We start from the raw sequence: 15,539 nt of genomic DNA, 5'->3' as shown, positions 1-15,539 counted from the left end.
CGCGCCTGCCCGGCCCATCGCCACCGTCGCCGGCGGCCGGGTGAACCGGGCTCCCCCGGAAGGGGTGAACCGACTCGGCCGGGGTAAACGCCCGCCGCAGGGCCGGGGGAGGGAGAACGCGTCCGTGGGGGTGGGCCGGATGCCGGATGACCGCAGCACCGTCCGGGCCGAGACGGCGGTTCGTACGCCGGCCGGCCCGCCCCTGCTGGCGTCCCGGCTGAAACCGGCCGTGCTGCCCGAACCGGTGGTGCTGCGGCCCCGGCTGGCCCGGTTGCTCGATGACGGGGTGGCCCGCCCGGTCACCCTGGTCCGGGCGCCCGCGGGCTGGGGCAAGACCACGCTGCTCGCCTCCTGGCGTCGATCGGTGAGCGAGGCCGACCCGGAGGCGCCGGCACCGGCCTGGGTGTCGGTGGAGGTGGGTGACGACTCCGACCGCCTCTGGTCCTATCTCGCGGCGGCGCTGCGCTCGGTGCTGGACCCGGCCGGCCAGCCGGTGCCCGACCGGGTGCCGCGCCCCGACGAGTTGGAGGTGCTCGCCGCCGCCCTGGCCGCCCGGGATCGGCCGGTGGTGCTGGTCGTGGACGACCTGCACCGGATCGCCGACCCGGCGGCCCTGACCGGGCTTGAGTTCCTGCTGCGCCACACCGGGCAGCGGCTGCGTCTGGTGGCGGCCGGGCGGACCGGGCTGCCGCTGGCGGTGCACCGGCTGCGGCTGGCCGGCGAGTTGACCGAGATCGGCCCGGACGAGCTGGCCTTCACCGACGACGAGACCGCCGACCTGCTCACCGCACACGGGGTGGCGGTACCGGCCGCCGCCGTACGGCGGCTGCGGCAACGTACCGAGGGCTGGGCGGCGGCGTCGCGGATCGCCGCGCTCGCCCTGCGCGGTCAGCCCGACCCGGACCGTTGGATCGTCCAGCTCGACGGTGACCACCCGGAGATCGCCGGCTACCTGCGTGAGGAGCTGCTCGCCGGGGTACCGCCGCCGGAGATCGAACTGCTCCGCCGGGCCGCGGTCGTCGAAACGGTCTGTGCCGGTCTCGCCGCCGCGCTGACCGGCGACGCGGATGCCGAGGTACGGCTGCGCGGTCTCGCGGAGGGCACTGGGTTGCTGCACCGCGACGGCGGCCAACCGGTCTGGTACCGCTGTCACCCGCTCCTCGCCGACCTGCTGCGTCGCGAGTTGGGTCGGCTGCCCGCCGAGGATCTGCGTGACCTGCACCTACGAGCGACCGGATGGTACGCCCGCAACGGTCGCCCCGCCGACGCGCTGCGGCACGCGTTGACCGGTGGCGACTGGCGCAGCGCCGCCGACCTGCTCGTGGCGCGGTGGCCGGAGCTGATGCCGTACGACCGGGTGACCGCCGTGGGCGCGGTGCCCGCGCCGCCACCGCCACCGCCGCCGCCACCGGCGGCGGTGGCGCGCGATCCCGAACTCGCCCTGGCCTACGCCGCCCAGCGGGCCCTCGACGGCGACGGCGAGGCCGCCGGGGCGCACCTGCGGCTGGCCACCGGGCACGCCGGGCGGCTGCCGCAACCCCGCCGCACCCGGTTCGGGCGGCTGGTCGCCGCGGTCGAACTCACCCTGGCTCGGCTGGCCGGCGCCCCCGAGGCGGTACGCGCCGCCGCCGCCCGCCTGCTCGCCACCCGTCCCGCCGGTGTGGCCGAGACCGACCCTGGCGGCGAACCGCACGACGCGACCGCCGAACTGGCATGGGCCGGCGCGGTACCGGGCGGCGCGGCTCACGAGGTGGCCGCCGAGGCGGCGTGGCCCGACGCCGGATCGGCGACCATGGCCGCCGGCGGGCAGCTACGCGGCGAGGCCGGTGACGATGCCGACGTGCGGGCGGTGGCCGGCACCGCGTTGGCCCTGCTCGCGCTGCACGACGGTGACCTGACTGAGGCGGGAACCGGCTTCGCGGCGGCGCTGGCGGCGGCCCGGGAGGCGGGACGGCCTCGCACCGAGCTGGTCTGCGGCAGCCGCTGGGCTCTGCTCGCGGCGCTGCGGGGACGACTGCGGGCGGCCGAGGAGACGGCCCTTGCCGCGCTCGCCCTGCCGCCCTGCCAGGGCGGGTCGGCGCAGGTCGACTGCGGGTACGCGTACCTGGCGCTGGCCGTCGTGGCGTTGCAGCGGGACCAGGCCGCGGAGGCGGAGGCGAATCTGGCGCTGGCCGGCCCGGCGAGCGGGGATCCACCCGCGCGGGTGGTGGCCGACTGGTGCCGGGCGATCCTGCGCCACGACGAGGGGGACCTGAGCGCCGGCCACCGGCTGCTGATGCAGGCGCGGGACGGCTGGGCCGGTCGTGGCGGCGAGCTGAGGTCGTGGCTGCTCGTCGCCGAGCTGGAGCTGCACGGCGCCCGGGGTGACCTGCGGGCCGCCCGGGAACTCGCCGGTGAACAGCCGGCCGGGCCGCTGGCTGTCGCGGCGGCCCGGCTCGAAATGCGTGCCGGCGATCCACGCGCCGCCGCCCACCTGCTGCCCGACTGGACGGCCGCGCCAGCGGCCGACTGGCCGCTGCCGGTACGCCTCGACGCCGCGCTGCTCGCCGCGTTGCTCGCCGCGCGGGCGGGCGACGGACGGCGGGCGGGTGGGCTGTTGGAGCAGGCGTTGGAGCTGGCCGCCCCGGACGGCTGCCGTCGCCCGTTCATCCGGGCCGAGCCGGGGCTGCGCGAGCTGCTCGCCGCCCACCTCGATTCCGGCACGGCCCACTGGTCGCTGGTGAGCGACCTGGTCCGGGCGGTCGACGTGCCGGACGAGCAGGCCGGTGGCGCGCTCGCCGGTGGGCGGGCCACGCCGGCGGCGTCGCTGGCCGAACCGCTCACCGAGCGGGAGCTGACCATCCTGCGGTACCTGCAGAGCATCCTGTCCAACGTGGAGATCGCCGCTGAGTTGTCCGTCTCGGTGAACACGGTCAAGACCCACGTGCGCAACATCTACCGCAAGCTCGACGCCACCCGACGCCGCGACGCCGTCCGCCGAGCCCGCGAACTCCACCTCATCTGACCCGGCGGAGTGGGTGTCAGACAGTGGCCGCGGCGTCGACGGTGGTGAGCAGGGTGGCCACGTCGAAGTCACCGTCGTGGCGGGCGTCGTTGACGAAGACGGTGGGGGTGGCGTCCACCCCGCTGCGGACGGCGCTGACGAAGTCCTGCCGGATCCGGTCGCCGTGGGTGTGTCCCGCGATCTCCGCCTCGACCTCGTCGACGGGTAGGCCGAGCTGCTCGATGCCGAGCGTCAGGTGCACCGGGTCCAACTGGTCCTGGTGTTCGTAGAGCCAGTCGTGCATCTCCCAGAACCGGCCCCGCCGGCCGGCCGCCTCGGCGGCCTCGGCGGCACGTTCCGCGTACGGGTGGATGTTGGCGATCGGGAAGTGGCGGTAGACGAGGCGGACCGTCTCGGCCCGCTGCCGCAGCACCTCCCGCAGGTTCGCGTGGGCGAGGCCGCAGAAGGGGCACTGGAAATCGCCGTACTCGACGATCGTCACCGGCGCGTCCACCGGCCCTCGGACATGGTCCTCGTCGGTGACGGGTGTACGCAGCCGCGCAGTGACCTGTAGTGGCGTGCTCAGCCGATCGGTCATGCCTACCAGCCTGGTACCCGGCCGGGTGAGGGTGGCTCACCCGGCCCGGGTGGTTCGCGACCCGGCGCGGCCACCGGGCCGGCTCAGCGCAGCACCGGGGCGACCGCGATGTGGTTCTGCACCGCCCGGACGCCCGGGATGGACCAGACGACCCGCTCCACCTCGGCACGCTCGGGCATCGAGTGCACCAGCCCGCCCAGCAGCACCGTGTCGCCGTGTAGGCGTACCGTCACGTGTTCGGCGTCGGTGGCGCGGTTGCGGGCCAACGCGTCGACGACGCGGTGCGCCAGGTCGGTGCCGTCGGGGTGTACCGGAGGCCGGACCGCGATGCCGTTGCTGACCCCCCGTACCCCGGTCAACCGGCCGACCGCCTGCTCGGCGGCGCGGCGCTGATATTCCCACTCGACCGGTCCGTGCAGGGTGACCCAGCCCTGTGAGACCGTCACGTCGAGCCGCTCGACGGGCACGAACGCCTGCCACTCCAGGGCGTGTTCGACCGCGGCGGCGATCTCCGGGTCGGTGCGGTTGATCGTCGAGACGCTGGCCATCGATCGCTCCTTCCTGCCGGACATGGCGTGGGCCGGGATGGACCTCCGCCGAGACCGAGCCTGGTGGTCGTCCGGGTGAGGGCGCCTCGCCCGGATCGGGCGACGCGGACAGGGTGGGCTTCTGATGGGCCCGCCGATGATCCGGTCCCAGGGGTCAGGACGGCAGCAGGCCCCGTCCGACCGGTGCGGTCGGACGGGGCCCGTCGCGGCGGAACTACTTGTCAGTTGGCCGGATTGGCCGGGTCCGCGGGGGAGTCGGGGCGCTGCACGTCGACGAACTCGATGTCCTCCAGCGCCCCGTCGCGGCTGCCGGCGGCCCGCGCGGCCGTGCCGGCAGCCCAGCCGACCGCGGCACCGACCAGGGCCGCGCCGATCAGCAGCGTCCAGGGCAGCGCGGGGCGGCGTCCGGCGAGCGCGTCGAAGGCGCGGACCGCGCGGTGGCGGGCTTCGTCGGCGGCCGACCCCATCAGATCACCGGCGTCGTCGGCGAGGCCGGCGGAGTTGTGACGGGCGGAGCGGGCGGTGTCGCGGATGCTGTCACCCGCGGTGCTCACCGCCGAGACGAGGTGATGCCAGGCCTGGTCCGCGATCCGCTCGGGCTTGCTTCGGCGCTCCAGCAGGTTGGTTCCGAACATGTGGTTCCCTCCTCGACAGTGCGGAAGCCGGTGCGCACATCAGACGTCGGCGACTTTGCCCGGCGTGTGGCGGTTCGCCATCCGAGGCTGTGCCCCGCCCGGTGCCGCCGCAAACCAGCATCCGGTGCGGATCAGTGGGACACGACCGCGACGACGGACGCCTGGGCGAAATCGTCGTCATCGTCGTCGTCATCGTCCCCACCGCCGAACCCGCAGGCCAGCATGAGAGCGAGCAGGGCACTGACGCCGGCCAGCGCCGTGAGTCTGCGAAGCATCGCGTCGTCCTCTCGTGCGTCGTCCGTGATGCCGGGCACATCACGGTACATCCGTGATGCTAGGCACACCGCGGCATCTTTCGCTCGTCGGACGAGGTCAGAACCCGTCCGGCAACCACGCCGCGCATCACGGACGTGGGACGGGTTGGCGTCGGCCCGCTACCCTGGTCCGGCGACGTCGCGGTGCCGCGCGTCGAGAGATAGGGCAGATAAGTATGGATAAGGGCGATTTGGTGCGCCCGTGTCCAAGAATTGCTCATCCCGAGGGGTGGCGACCGAGGCCATCGGAGGAATACTCTCGGTCGCGGCCCGCGTACTGATGAGGCGCCCGGCGTACGGGCGAGTGGAGGTGCTCGCGTGAGCCTGTCGATCCTGCAGACGGTTCGGCCCGGTGGTGTCATCGAGATCGCCCCGCGGGGCGAGATCGACGTAGACACCGCGTACGAGGTGAAAGAGGCCATCGCCGAAGTGCTGGCCAAGGGGCGGCCGGCCCGGATCGAGCTCAACATGCGGCTGGTCACCTTCATCGACTCGGTGGGCATCAGCGCGATGGTCGCCGGTTTCCAGACCGCCGAGGTCAGCGGCGTGAAGCTGATCGTCACCGAACCGAGCCGGTTCGTGCACCGGCAGCTCTGGGTGACCGGCCTGCTCGGCCTCTTCGGCGCCCCCGAGCCCTACTACGCTGGCGCGGTCACGACCCCTGAGGTCATCCCCGGCGCCTGAGCTTCCTCAGCCGGGCCTCGGCACCGGGCCCGGGTCGCCACTACCGACCCAGGTCAGCCCTCGCCGAGCCCGGACAGGTCCACGTCGGCGACCTCGGTCACCGCCCGGACCGCGGTCACCGACGCGTAGCCGTCGGCGAGCAGAGCCAGGTCCGTGCCCGGCTGCACCGCCTGGCCGGGCTCCTCCAGCGAGGTGCGCACGAAACCGTGGCCGGATTCGGCGACGGTCATCTGCACCTGGCCGAACGTCGCCAGGGTGCCCCGGCGTACCCCACGCAGTCGGCTGAACGGCAGATCCGGCGAGTTGACGTTGAGTACGCTCTCCGCCGGGCCGGCCGTCAGCCGGGGGAGCAGGTCCAGTGCGACCCGGGCGGCGGTGGCCCAGTTGCGCTCGGCATCGCGTACCAGGGCGGCGGCGGCCACCGCCGCGCCCCCGCTGACCGAGGTGGCCTCGCCGACCGACAGCACGTCCAACGACACGGCCATCGCCCGGCAGCCGTTGGCCGCGGCGGTGAAGGCGGCGCCCACCGTGCCCGAGTGCAACACCGCCCGACCGGCGTTGGCGCCCCGGTTGATGCCGGAGAGCAGCACGGAAGGTGGCGGTCCGAACGCGCCGTGCACCGCGATGAGCGCGATGAAACCGGGCGAGCCGCCGACACCGAAGGCCGGCACCCCGTCGAGCTCCGGTAGCGGATGCTCGCGGACCACCACCTGACCGTCCTGCTCCACGGCGCTCATCGCGGCGCTGGTGCCACTGGCCTCCTCCAGTGGCGCGGCCACCACCACGTCCAGACCCCGCTGCACCGCGGCCCAGGCCAGTGCCTGGATGCCGGGCGCGGCGATCCCGTCGTCATTGGTGATCAGGACCCGCAGCGTCATCGGCCGCCCGCCCGCTGGGCAAACTCGTCGGGGGTGGTGCGCTCCTGCGGGCGGTTGCCCGCCGGCTCCAGCCGAACCCGGTCGACCAGGCCGGTGATCGAGTCGAGCCGCCCGGTACCCAGACCGTGCCGGGTCACGTTCAGTGCGCCGGCCGCCGCGCCGGTGCGGATCGCCGTGCGTACGTCGTGGCCCCGGGCCACCATGGCGGCCACCCCCGCGGTCATCGAGTCGCCGGCCCCGCGCGGATCGGCGGCCTCCAGCCGAGGCATGCGCACCTCGAACACCTCGCCGTCGACCAGCGCCAACGCCGGCTGGTCGGCCCGGCTGACCACCACGTTCTCGGCACCTTCGGCATGCAGGTCGTAGATCGCGCGGGTGAGTTGCTCCTGATCGTCACCGGCGGCCCTGCCGTCGGCGATCAGTTCCTCGTGGCTGACCTTGAGGAAGAAGACGCCGCTGTCCAGCACCGCCGTCAGGTGCTCGCCGCAGAGGTCCACCACCACCCGGCTGCCGTTGGCCCCGAGGTCGGCGGCGAAGCGCCGATAGAGGTCGGCGGGGACCAGGGACGGCTCGTTCGGCCCGCTGAGCACGCTCACCGGCGCACGCAGCCCCTCGCCGAGCGCCAGGTTGTACAACTCGTCCATCTCGTGGCGGCTCAACGGCTGGCCGGTCACGTCGACGATCTCCTGACGGGTGCCGTCGCGACGGTCGTGCACGTACCCGCCACTGCCGCCGGAGTCACGGGCCACCACCTTGAGGTCGACCCCCTCGCTGACCAGCAACGGCTCCAGCACCTGCCCGACCTCGCCGCCGAGCGCCGTGCAGAGCACCACGTCGACGCCGAGAGACAACACCATCCGCGCCTGCCAGACCCCCTGACCGCCGGGATGCAGGTGCAACTCCGGGGTGTCGTTCGGCTGGTCGATGGTGACGGTCAGCAGCGGGGTCGGTGCGAAGACCATGACATGTCCGCTCATGCTGGCACTCCGCTGCGCTGCGTGCCGGCACGAGGCACCACAACGCTGAACCTGATGATTCGCTCGCTCATGCGCGCTTCCTCCCGCTAGTGGCGAGATGTCCGCCTCTTGGTACGACGGTAACCAAGAAGGCGCGACGACGCGCGCCGAGGGGACGATGCCCGGCCGGCGAAGGGTGGAAACACGACACCGGGCGGACCGCCTGTCACGGCGGCCCACCCGGTGCGGGGAGGTCAGTACACCGAAAGGTGTACGTGGTTGGTGTGGTCGCTGGACGGGTCGCCCCGAGCGCCGCTGTACGCCTTCCACCCACTGCTGGGCAGCCAGATCTGCCGGTACCAGATCACGTAGAGCACGGCGAGTCGGTCGGCGTTGTTGACGAAGTACGCCGCCAGGTTGTTGCCGTACGTGCGGTCGCCGCCGGTGGCGTCCCCGCCGAAGCCGTTCTTCTGAGCGGCGAAGTCGCAGGCCCGGCCCTTCGGGTGCTCACCGGAACCGCCGGAGCGGTAGCAGGAGACGTACCGGGTGTAGCCGGCTGCCTTGGCCTGTTTCAGCGCGTGCAGCGTGCGCGGGGTGATGCAACCGTTGGCCGGGGTGGGGTCGTTGACGCTGCACGACTCCGAGGGCCACGAGCCGTCCGAGTTGCGCGGCGCGGCCTTGGCGGTCGGGCTGGACCCGCTGCTGCGCGATGGCGTACGGCTGGCCCGCTCGGCGGCCTCGGCCCGTTCCGCCGCCTCGTCCCGCTCGATGGAGACGGTCAAGGCCCGCTCGGCCTGGTCCTTGCGCTTGGCCATCACGGCCACCTGCTTGCGCTGTTCCTGGACCTCGACGTCCAGGGCCTGCTTGGTCGTGCTGACCTTGTCGCGGGTGTTCTGGAGCTCGCGCACCGCACGGTCCTCGTTGGCGGCCACCGCGTCCAGCGCCGCCGCCCGGTCCATGAAGCCGGCCGGGGAGCCGCTGTGCAGCAGTGCCGACGCGGCGCCCAGACGCCCGCTGCGGTAGGCCTGAGCGGCGATCTCGGCGACCTTGGTGCTGTGCTCGACGAGCTGGCTCTCGGTCGTCGCGAGCTGCTCGGCGAGCTGCTTCTGGCGCTTGACCGAGCGGTCGAGCGCGGTCTTGGCGTCCAGGTAGCCCTTGCTGGCGGCCTCCAGTTGGTCACGGAGTGCCGGGGTGCCACCTTCGTCGTCCACGTCGGGGGCCGCCGCGCGCAGCCCCTGCGGTGCCGCCGAGGCGGGGGCGAACGGGGCGAGCGCGGCGCCCAGGGTGAGGGCGAGCGCGGCGGCGATCAGCGCCGCCGGTCTCACTGTTGCCACTGCTGGCATGCACATGTCCTTCCGTCAGCCGCCGACCGGGTTAGCTGACGGGTTCGGGACGGAAGATCCCTACCGCTGACGCGGATGCACCCCAGGAACATGGTTCCCCGGTTCGCCCTGGCGGGCGATTAGGCGGCGGCCGCCGCCGGCACCGTTGGGTGCCGCCTGGCGGAGGCCGGGTCTGAGCCTACCGGTGCTCCTGCGACCGGTGCAGCTGGTGTTACGCCTGGTGTTCACTTGCTAACCAGTAGACCAGCCCAAAAGCGACAATATGGTCATTTTGCCCAGAGTGGCCTCGCTACCACTCAACAGCCCCGCAGTCCCCAGGGTCCGCTCGTGGCTCGACCTGGAGGGTGGCGTGCTCGATCTGGAACTCCTCACGCAGCGCTGACCGGGCCACGGTGAGCACGGCGCCGACGTCGGCGTCGGAGGTGACGGTCAGGTGTGCGGAGGCCACCTCCATTCCGGAGGTGAGCGTCCAGACGTGCAGGTCGTGGACGCCGGCCACGCCGGGCACCGCGGCCAGCCGGTCGTACACCGCGGTGACCTGGAGGTGCTCCGGGGCGGCCTGCACCAGGATGCGTACCGCCGCCCGACCCAGGCGCCACGTCCGGGGCAGGATGAACGTGCCGATCGCGACCGCGACCAGCGGATCGGCCCACCACCAGTCGGTCAGCGCGATCAGCAACGCCGCCCCGATCACGCCCAGTGAGCCGAGCAGGTCCGCGAGCACCTCCAGGTACGCGCCGCGCAGGTTGATGCTCTCCCGGGCACCGGGCCGCAGTAGCGCGAAGGCGGCCACGTTGGCGAGCAGGCCGAGCGTCGCCACCACCAGCACCGGTCCGGCGAGCACCTCGGGCGGGTCGCCGAACCGGCGTACCGCCTCGACCAGCACATACACCGCGACACCGGAGAGCAGTGCGGCGTTGGCCAGCGCGGCGAGCACCTCCAGCCGGTAGAGCCCGAAGGTGCGCTGCGGGTCGGTGTCGGCCCGCCGGGTGGCGGCGACGGCGGCGAGGGCCATGCCGATGCCCAGCACATCGGTGAACATGTGCCCGGCGTCGGAGAGCAGGGCCAGCGAGCCGGTCCGTAGGGCGGTCACCGCCTCGACCACCATCAGGGTGCTGAGCAGGGCGAACGCCGCCCACAGCCGGCCGGAGTGGCGGTGCGCGGCGTTCGACACCGCGGCATGGTGGTGGTCGTGACCCGCGCCCACCCAGACACCTTCCGCCGTGCGCCCGCCCCAGGTCAGATCTATGCCAACATCGCTATGTGTGCAACCGTCGGCTGGCCCGTCCCGGTACGGTCAGCCCGGCACGGTCTCAGCCGGTCGGGTCGACCGTGGTCAGCCGCTGGGTGGCCCGCGACAGCGCGACGTAGAGGGTCCGAACACCGGCGCCCGGCTCCGCGCGGATCTCACTCGGCGCGACCAGCACCACACCGTCGTACTCCATGCCCTTGGCCTCCAGGCTGGTCACCACCTGGAGTCGCTCCCCGCCCAGATCGCCGAGCCAGGCCGCGACCTCGTTCCGCAGCGGCACCGGGGTGATCACTCCGACGGTGCCCTCGACCTCCCCGAGCAGGGCGCTGGCGGCCGTCACGACGTTGGCCTCCAGCTCCCGCGCCGGCACCACCAGTTGGATCGGGTCGATGCCGGTGGAGCGGACCGCGGTGGGCAACGTGAGCTCGGGGTACGCCCGACGGATCTCGGCCGCCGCCACCTCGAAGATCTCCGCCGAGTTGCGGTAGTTGGTGGTCAGCGTGAACCGGTGCCGCTGGCGGCGACCCAGCGCCTGGTCACGGGCCTGCGCCAACTCCTGCGGATTGCCCGTCCACGCGGTCTGCGCCGGGTCGCCCACCACCGTCCAGGACGCCAGCCGACCGCGCCGGCCGATCATCCGCCACTGCATCGGCGAGACGTCCTGTGACTCGTCGACCACCACGTGGGCGTAGTCGCGATAGTCCTCGGGGCGTTCCCGTGCCGCCTGCCGTGCCGCCCGTTGCCGGTCCGCGAAGGTGCTCAGCTCACGAACCCCGCCGGCCAGCTGGAACGGATCCCGCTTGGCCCGGGCGGGACGCATCGGCTTGCCGAGCAGCGCGTCCAGCTCGTCGAGGAGCGCGATGTCGGCGACGCTCGGCCCGTCGGTGGCCAGCCCCCGGTACGCCGCCCCGAGCAGCCGGATCTCGGCGCCGGAGAGGACGCCCCCGGCGTACCGGCGCAGCCGCTGCGGATCGGCCAGCCAGCCGAGTACGTGTCGCGGGTGCAACCGGGGCCACCACGCCTTGAGGAAGTCCCGGAAGTCCGTCCGGTCGATCAGCTCGTCCTCGAAGGCGCGCTGTTCGGGCAGGTGGGAGATGCCGAGGCGGCGGGCCTGCGCCCAGAGCGCGGCGAGTACCCCGTCGAAGCCGGCCCGGCGTACCTCGTTGCGCCGGGCCCCCCGGGACAGCACCCGGTCCCGGATGGCGTCCAGCTCGGCCCGTTCCAGCCGCAGCAACTGCCCCCGGTACAGCAGCCGCAGCTCGGCCGGGGAGTCGGGCACCGCGTCCCGGGCCGCACGTTCCAGCACCCGGCGCATCCGCAGTGACCCCTTGACCGCCGCCACCTCGGGCGGATCGGTGCGGGTGACGGACAGCCCAGGGAAGAGGGTGCCCAGCGAGTGCAGGGTGGCGGTGTCCTCACCCAGCGACGGCAGCACCGAGGCGATGTACTCGACGAAGACCGACGAGGGGCCGATCACCAGGATCCCGCCTCCGGCGTACCGGCCGCGGTCGGAGTAGAGCAGATACGCGGCGCGGTGCAGTGCCACCGCGGTCTTGCCGGTGCCCGGGCCGCCGGAGACGAGGGTGACCCCCGATCCGGGGGAGCGGATCGCCTCGTCCTGCTCACGCTGGATGGTCGCCACGATGTCACGCATGCCCCGACCGGTGGCCCGGGACAGGGTGGCCAGCAGCGCGCCGTCGCCCACCACCGCCAGATCCGGTGGCGCGGCGTCGGGGTCGAGCAGGTCGTCCTCGATCCGGGTGACCCGCTCCCCGCTGGACTGGATCGTGCGCCGCCGCACCACGCCGAGCGGCTCGGCGGGAGTCGCCTGGTAGAACGCCGCGGCGGCCGGGGCCCGCCAGTCCACCACCAGGGTGGCGGCGTCCTCATCGCGGATGCCGAGCCGCCCCACGTGCAGCACCTGCCCGTCGCGCAGGTCGAGCCGGCCGAAGACCAGCCCCTCGTACTCGGCGTCCAGCACGTGGCGCCGCTGCGCCGCGTGGAAGACCATCGCGTCCCGCTCGACCAGCGCGCCGAAGTTACCGACCCGGGCGAGGCGGTAACCCTCCTTCTCCGCGCGGACCGCCCAGCGACGCAGCTCGGCCAGTCGTGCGTACACCCGGTCGAGATGCCGTTGCTCGGCGGCGATCTCCTGATCCAGGGTGCTCTGATCCACCGCTAGCTCTCCTCGTGACGCCGCCTGGCCAACCGCACGAGATTACGCCCCGCCGCCGAGCTGCGGGAAAGCGCACCTTGTCGACGGCGGGCGGGGACGAGGGGCCGCCGTCAACCGTCGATCCGAGATCGGGCCGCAACGGCGTCGAGGACCCGGCGCAGCACCCCGTGCAGAGCGGCGTTGACCTCGTCGGGACGCTCCATCATCAACATGTGTCCGGCACCGGGGCAGACGGTCAGCTCGGTGTCCGGCAGCGCGGCGGCGATCGACTCCGCGCACGGTGTCGGGGTGAGCCGGTCCCGGTCGCCGACCAGGGCCGCCGCCGGCAGATGGGCCAGCGCGGCGAGCGTCGCCAGGCGGTGCTGGGTGCCGATGGAGGCCCGGAAACCGCCGATCGAGCGTAGCGAGGCGCGGGCCACCGCCGAGGTCACCAGCCGGATGTCGGTCGGGTCGCAACGGTCGCCGAAGAGCATCCAGCGGATGCTGGGTCGCAGGGCGCGCAGCAGGGCCCGGGGCGGCCGCCAGGCGCCGCAGCGGGCCAGCAGCCCGGCCCCGGTGGTCTCGGCCAGCCGGATGATCCGGGCGATCCGTGGCGACAGGCCGTAGACGGTGTGCGTGTGCCCCTCGGCGGTGGTGGAGACGAAGACCAGCCCGGCGGTGCGTCGCGAGAAGTGCTCGGGGTGACGGTGCGCGTACTCCATGATCGTCATGCCGCCCAGCGAGTGTCCGACCAGCACCACCGGGCCGGCGGGCGCCACCTCGTCGAGCACCGCGGCCAGGTCGTCGCCGAGTTGCGCCAGGGTCGCCGTGGGCAGCGCCATGCAGCTGGAGCGGCCGTGCCCACGCGCGTCGTAGGTGACCACCCGGATCGACCCGAACGCCTCCCGCAGCGCGGTCAACTGTCGGTGCCAGCTGCGTCCGTCCAGCGTCCAACCGTGCAGCAGCACCGCGGTGACCTCGGCATCCGCCGGGCCGGTGGTTTCCACGTGCAGGTGTACGTCGTCGCCCAGCCGTACCCTGATCGGCTCCGGCATCGCCACCTCCCCACGGCCCCACGGATGCGTAACACCGGGGATACCCGGTGGTAACACGGACTACTCGTCATGAGACCACGCGAACCGGGGCGCTGAGAAGATCCCGCCAAGCCCCTCCGCGCCGACGACGGTCCGGTCAAGCTGTGGGCATGGCAGCGCACCGGGCCCGCGGGGGTACGCCCCGAGCGGCCCTCGCCGAACTGCTCACCGGCAACCGCCGCTTCGTCAGCGGCCAGCCGATACACGGGCACGACGTGACCGCCGCGGCGGCGAGCGCCTCCGGTGACCAGCAGCCGTACGCCGTCCTGCTGGGCTGCATCGACTCGCGGGTGCCCCTGGAGGCGATCTTCGACCAGACCTTCGGCTCGATCTGCGTGATCCGCACCGCCGGCCACGTGCTGGACCGGGCGGTGCTGGGCTCGATCGAGTACGTGGTCGAGGTGCTGGGCGTATCGCTGGTGATGGTGCTGGGGCACGAGCGCTGCGGGGCGGTGGAGGCGACCGTCGAGTCGCTGCGCACCGGGCGGCGGCCGGGGGGCGCGCTGGCCCACCTGGTCGACCGGATCGCCCCCGCGGTGGTCGAGGTCGGCGTGGACGACCCCCAGGTGCAGCCCCTGGCGATCCGCCGACACGTCCGCCGTACCGTCGCCACGCTGCGCGCCGATCCCACCCTGACGCCCCCGATCGACGCCGCCCGCGTCGCCGTCACCGGTGCCCTCTACACCCTCTCCACCGGCGAAGTCACCCTCCTCGACCCCCGGTAGCCCACCCAAACCCCCACCCCACCCCAAACCGTCGATCATGCAGTTGTGGTGCCCGCTTCGCGAATTGAAGGCCGTTCTGTGACCGCCACAACTGCATGATCGACGCGGTGGGGGGGTGGGGGTGGGGTGGGGGTGGGGTGGGACGGGAAACGCCCGCCGGGTGGGCCGGCGGGCGTTCACGGTGGTGCGGGGAGGGCGCTCGGCCCTCGCGGGATCAGCTCTCGAAGACGCCGGCCTCGACCAGGCGCTTCTCGGTGGCGTCCCAGCCGTCACCCGGGTGGGTGGCGTTGAGGCCGTTGATCTCCGCGCGGATCTTGGCGGCGTGGCCGGCGGCGGCCAGCACCCGGATCTCCTCGACGAAGGCCTCGGAGTCGGTACGCAGGTGCGCCGTCTTGCCGTTGGTGAGGTTCCGCACGTAGGCGTGCTTGCCGCCGTTGAGCGGGATCAGGTACTTGAACTCGCCCAGCACGCTGAGTGCGCCACCCTGGCCAGCCTGGCCGGCCCGGACTGACGCGCGCGCGGTCTTAGAGGTGTTGCTCGCCACGGAGGTACTCCTTGCAAGACGTACGGAGGACTGGACGTCCGGGGGCTGTTGCGGGCGGCACCGGATGGGTGAGACCCGCGGAGGCTTACGCGGCACAGGCCGCCGATGGAACTTTACACGAACCACGATGCCGGCTGGTCATCGCGGCCGTCACGAGGTGCAACGGCGGTCACCTGTCCGGGTATTTCCGGCCGGCGGATTTCCCGATTCCCTGGCGCACCATCCGTCACACCAGTCATCATGTGTTGCAGCAACACACACCCGGGTCGGGCGAGGTCGTAGGGGAAGACGCACCTCGCACTCCGGGAGGTCACCGTGCCAACGCGTGGCGTCGTATATGTCCACTCGACCCCGCTCGCCGTGTGCTCGCACGTCGAGTGGGCGATCGCGCGCGTCCTCGCCGCGCCGGTCAACCTGCAGTGGACAGCCCAACCCGTCGATCCCGGCGCCCGCCGGGCCGAGTGCGGGTGGTCCGGTAGCCCGGGGACGGGTGCCGAGCTGGCCGCTGCCCTCCGGCAGTGGCCCATGATCCGTTTCGAGGTCACCGAGGAGCCCAGTCAGGGTGCCGACGGCGAACGCTTCATGCACGTACCCGGTCGAGGGCTGTTCCGGGCGACCGTTGGCGCCGCCGGGGACATCCAGCTCGGCGAGGACCGACTGCGCAGCATCATGGCCGGAGCGCGGGCGCCGGAGGCTCTCGCGCACGCCCTGGACAAGGCGCTCGGCACCGCGTGGGACGCGGAGCTCGAGCCCTACCGCTACGCCGGTGACGGCGCGCCGGTGACGCTGCTCACCCGGGTCGGCTGAGCGGCACAGCCGGCCGCCCCGGC

General features: G+C 73.1%; 14 protein-coding genes, 1 pseudogene and 1 riboswitch. Of the genes and pseudogenes, 4 read left to right on the top strand and 11 right to left on the bottom strand.

What is annotated here, in order from left to right; all coding sequences use genetic code 11:
- Nucleotides 1–64: 64 nt before the first annotated feature.
- The gene (locus BMY89_RS21840; RefSeq protein WP_372433312.1) at nucleotides 65–3,004 is read left to right on the top strand and encodes a helix-turn-helix transcriptional regulator; all 2,940 of its coding nucleotides are present in this window, start codon (nucleotides 65–67) and stop codon (nucleotides 3,002–3,004) included.
- 16 nt (nucleotides 3,005–3,020) lie between these two features.
- On the opposite strand, the gene BMY89_RS21835 is transcribed toward BMY89_RS21840, so the two are convergent.
- From BMY89_RS21835 to BMY89_RS30500, 4 genes and pseudogenes are all read right to left on the bottom strand, one after another.
- On the bottom strand, nucleotides 3,021–3,569 hold the full coding sequence (locus BMY89_RS21835) for a DsbA family protein (RefSeq protein ID WP_092382050.1): 549 nt from the start codon (nucleotides 3,567–3,569) through the stop codon (nucleotides 3,021–3,023).
- Nucleotides 3,570–3,664: 95 nt separating this feature from the next.
- A pseudogene (locus BMY89_RS21830) lies at nucleotides 3,665–4,198 on the bottom strand (BON domain-containing protein); the annotation flags it as partial.
- Nucleotides 4,199–4,350: 152 nt separating this feature from the next.
- Entirely contained in the window at nucleotides 4,351–4,764 is a 414-nt protein-coding gene (locus tag BMY89_RS21825; RefSeq protein ID WP_092381904.1) for a hypothetical protein, read from the bottom strand.
- Nucleotides 4,765–4,895: 131 nt separating this feature from the next.
- Nucleotides 4,896–5,039 (bottom strand): hypothetical protein, encoded by a 144-nt coding sequence (locus tag BMY89_RS30500; RefSeq protein WP_170147683.1) that lies wholly within the window; start codon nucleotides 5,037–5,039, stop codon nucleotides 4,896–4,898.
- Between the two features lie 357 nt (nucleotides 5,040–5,396).
- On the opposite strand from BMY89_RS30500, the gene BMY89_RS21815 reads away from it, so the two are divergent.
- Nucleotides 5,397–5,762: an STAS domain-containing protein gene (locus BMY89_RS21815; protein ID WP_092381902.1), complete on the top strand. Its 366-nt coding sequence runs from the start codon at nucleotides 5,397–5,399 to the stop codon at nucleotides 5,760–5,762.
- A gap of 53 nt (nucleotides 5,763–5,815) precedes the next feature.
- Here the strand turns inward: BMY89_RS21815 and surE are convergent, their stop codons facing one another.
- The 6 genes from surE to BMY89_RS21785 form a co-directional block, all read right to left on the bottom strand.
- Nucleotides 5,816–6,640 (bottom strand): 5'/3'-nucleotidase SurE, encoded by an 825-nt coding sequence (gene surE / locus BMY89_RS21810; protein ID WP_092381901.1) that lies wholly within the window; start codon nucleotides 6,638–6,640, stop codon nucleotides 5,816–5,818.
- A complete protein-coding gene (locus BMY89_RS21805; RefSeq protein ID WP_175510399.1) occupies nucleotides 6,637–7,617 on the bottom strand; it encodes a 1-phosphofructokinase family hexose kinase in 981 nt (326 codons plus the stop codon). Before BMY89_RS21805 ends, surE begins: the two co-directional genes overlap by 4 nt.
- A gap of 233 nt (nucleotides 7,618–7,850) precedes the next feature.
- Nucleotides 7,851–8,939, bottom strand: coding sequence for a coiled-coil domain-containing protein (locus BMY89_RS21800; protein WP_092382049.1), 1,089 nt, complete (start codon nucleotides 8,937–8,939; stop codon nucleotides 7,851–7,853).
- Between the two features lie 4 nt (nucleotides 8,940–8,943).
- Nucleotides 8,944–9,075: riboswitch (cyclic di-AMP (ydaO/yuaA leader) on the bottom strand.
- A gap of 153 nt (nucleotides 9,076–9,228) precedes the next feature.
- The gene (locus BMY89_RS21795; RefSeq protein WP_092381899.1) at nucleotides 9,229–10,146 is read right to left on the bottom strand and encodes a cation diffusion facilitator family transporter; all 918 of its coding nucleotides are present in this window, start codon (nucleotides 10,144–10,146) and stop codon (nucleotides 9,229–9,231) included.
- A 106-nt stretch (nucleotides 10,147–10,252) separates the two neighbouring features.
- On the bottom strand, nucleotides 10,253–12,367 hold the full coding sequence (locus BMY89_RS21790; RefSeq protein ID WP_092381898.1) for a HelD family protein: 2,115 nt from the start codon (nucleotides 12,365–12,367) through the stop codon (nucleotides 10,253–10,255).
- Between the two features lie 110 nt (nucleotides 12,368–12,477).
- Nucleotides 12,478–13,401, bottom strand: a complete 924-nt coding sequence (locus BMY89_RS21785; RefSeq protein ID WP_092382048.1) for an alpha/beta fold hydrolase — start codon at nucleotides 13,399–13,401, stop codon at nucleotides 12,478–12,480.
- 149 nt (nucleotides 13,402–13,550) lie between these two features.
- On the opposite strand from BMY89_RS21785, the gene BMY89_RS21780 reads away from it, so the two are divergent.
- Entirely contained in the window at nucleotides 13,551–14,165 is a 615-nt protein-coding gene (locus BMY89_RS21780; protein WP_092381897.1) for a carbonic anhydrase, read from the top strand.
- A gap of 214 nt (nucleotides 14,166–14,379) precedes the next feature.
- On the opposite strand, the gene BMY89_RS21775 is transcribed toward BMY89_RS21780, so the two are convergent.
- Nucleotides 14,380–14,709 carry a hypothetical protein gene (locus BMY89_RS21775; protein WP_092381896.1) on the bottom strand — a complete coding sequence of 110 codons (330 nt, stop codon included), beginning with the start codon at nucleotides 14,707–14,709 and terminating at the stop codon, nucleotides 14,380–14,382.
- Between the two features lie 315 nt (nucleotides 14,710–15,024).
- Here BMY89_RS21775 and BMY89_RS21770 point away from each other — a divergent pair, with 315 nt between their 5' ends.
- On the top strand, nucleotides 15,025–15,516 hold the full coding sequence (locus BMY89_RS21770; protein WP_092381895.1) for a DUF3145 domain-containing protein: 492 nt from the start codon (nucleotides 15,025–15,027) through the stop codon (nucleotides 15,514–15,516).
- The last annotated feature ends 23 nt before the right edge of the window (nucleotides 15,517–15,539 follow it).

This window comes from Micromonospora phaseoli, from assembly GCF_900109115.1.
GTDB classification, from domain to species: Bacteria; Actinomycetota; Actinomycetes; order Mycobacteriales; family Micromonosporaceae; genus Micromonospora; species Micromonospora phaseoli.
This window is presented reverse-complemented; position numbering and strand designations above follow the sequence as displayed.

Bases quoted from the DNA above. Each gene is read 5' to 3' on its own strand.
- BMY89_RS21805 (WP_175510399.1), bottom strand. From the start codon at position 7,617: ATGAGCGGACATGTCATGGTCTTCGCACCGACCCCGCTGCTGACCGTC.
- BMY89_RS21780 (WP_092381897.1), top strand. From the start codon at position 13,551: ATGGCAGCGCACCGGGCCCGCGGGGGTACGCCCCGAGCGGCCCTCGCC.
- BMY89_RS21785 (WP_092382048.1), bottom strand. From the start codon at position 13,401: ATGCCGGAGCCGATCAGGGTACGGCTGGGCGACGACGTACACCTGCAC.
- BMY89_RS30500 (WP_170147683.1), bottom strand. From the start codon at position 5,039: ATGCTTCGCAGACTCACGGCGCTGGCCGGCGTCAGTGCCCTGCTCGCT.
- BMY89_RS21800 (WP_092382049.1), bottom strand. From the start codon at position 8,939: ATGCCAGCAGTGGCAACAGTGAGACCGGCGGCGCTGATCGCCGCCGCG.
- BMY89_RS21825 (WP_092381904.1), bottom strand. From the start codon at position 4,764: ATGTTCGGAACCAACCTGCTGGAGCGCCGAAGCAAGCCCGAGCGGATC.
- surE (WP_092381901.1), bottom strand. From the start codon at position 6,640: ATGACGCTGCGGGTCCTGATCACCAATGACGACGGGATCGCCGCGCCC.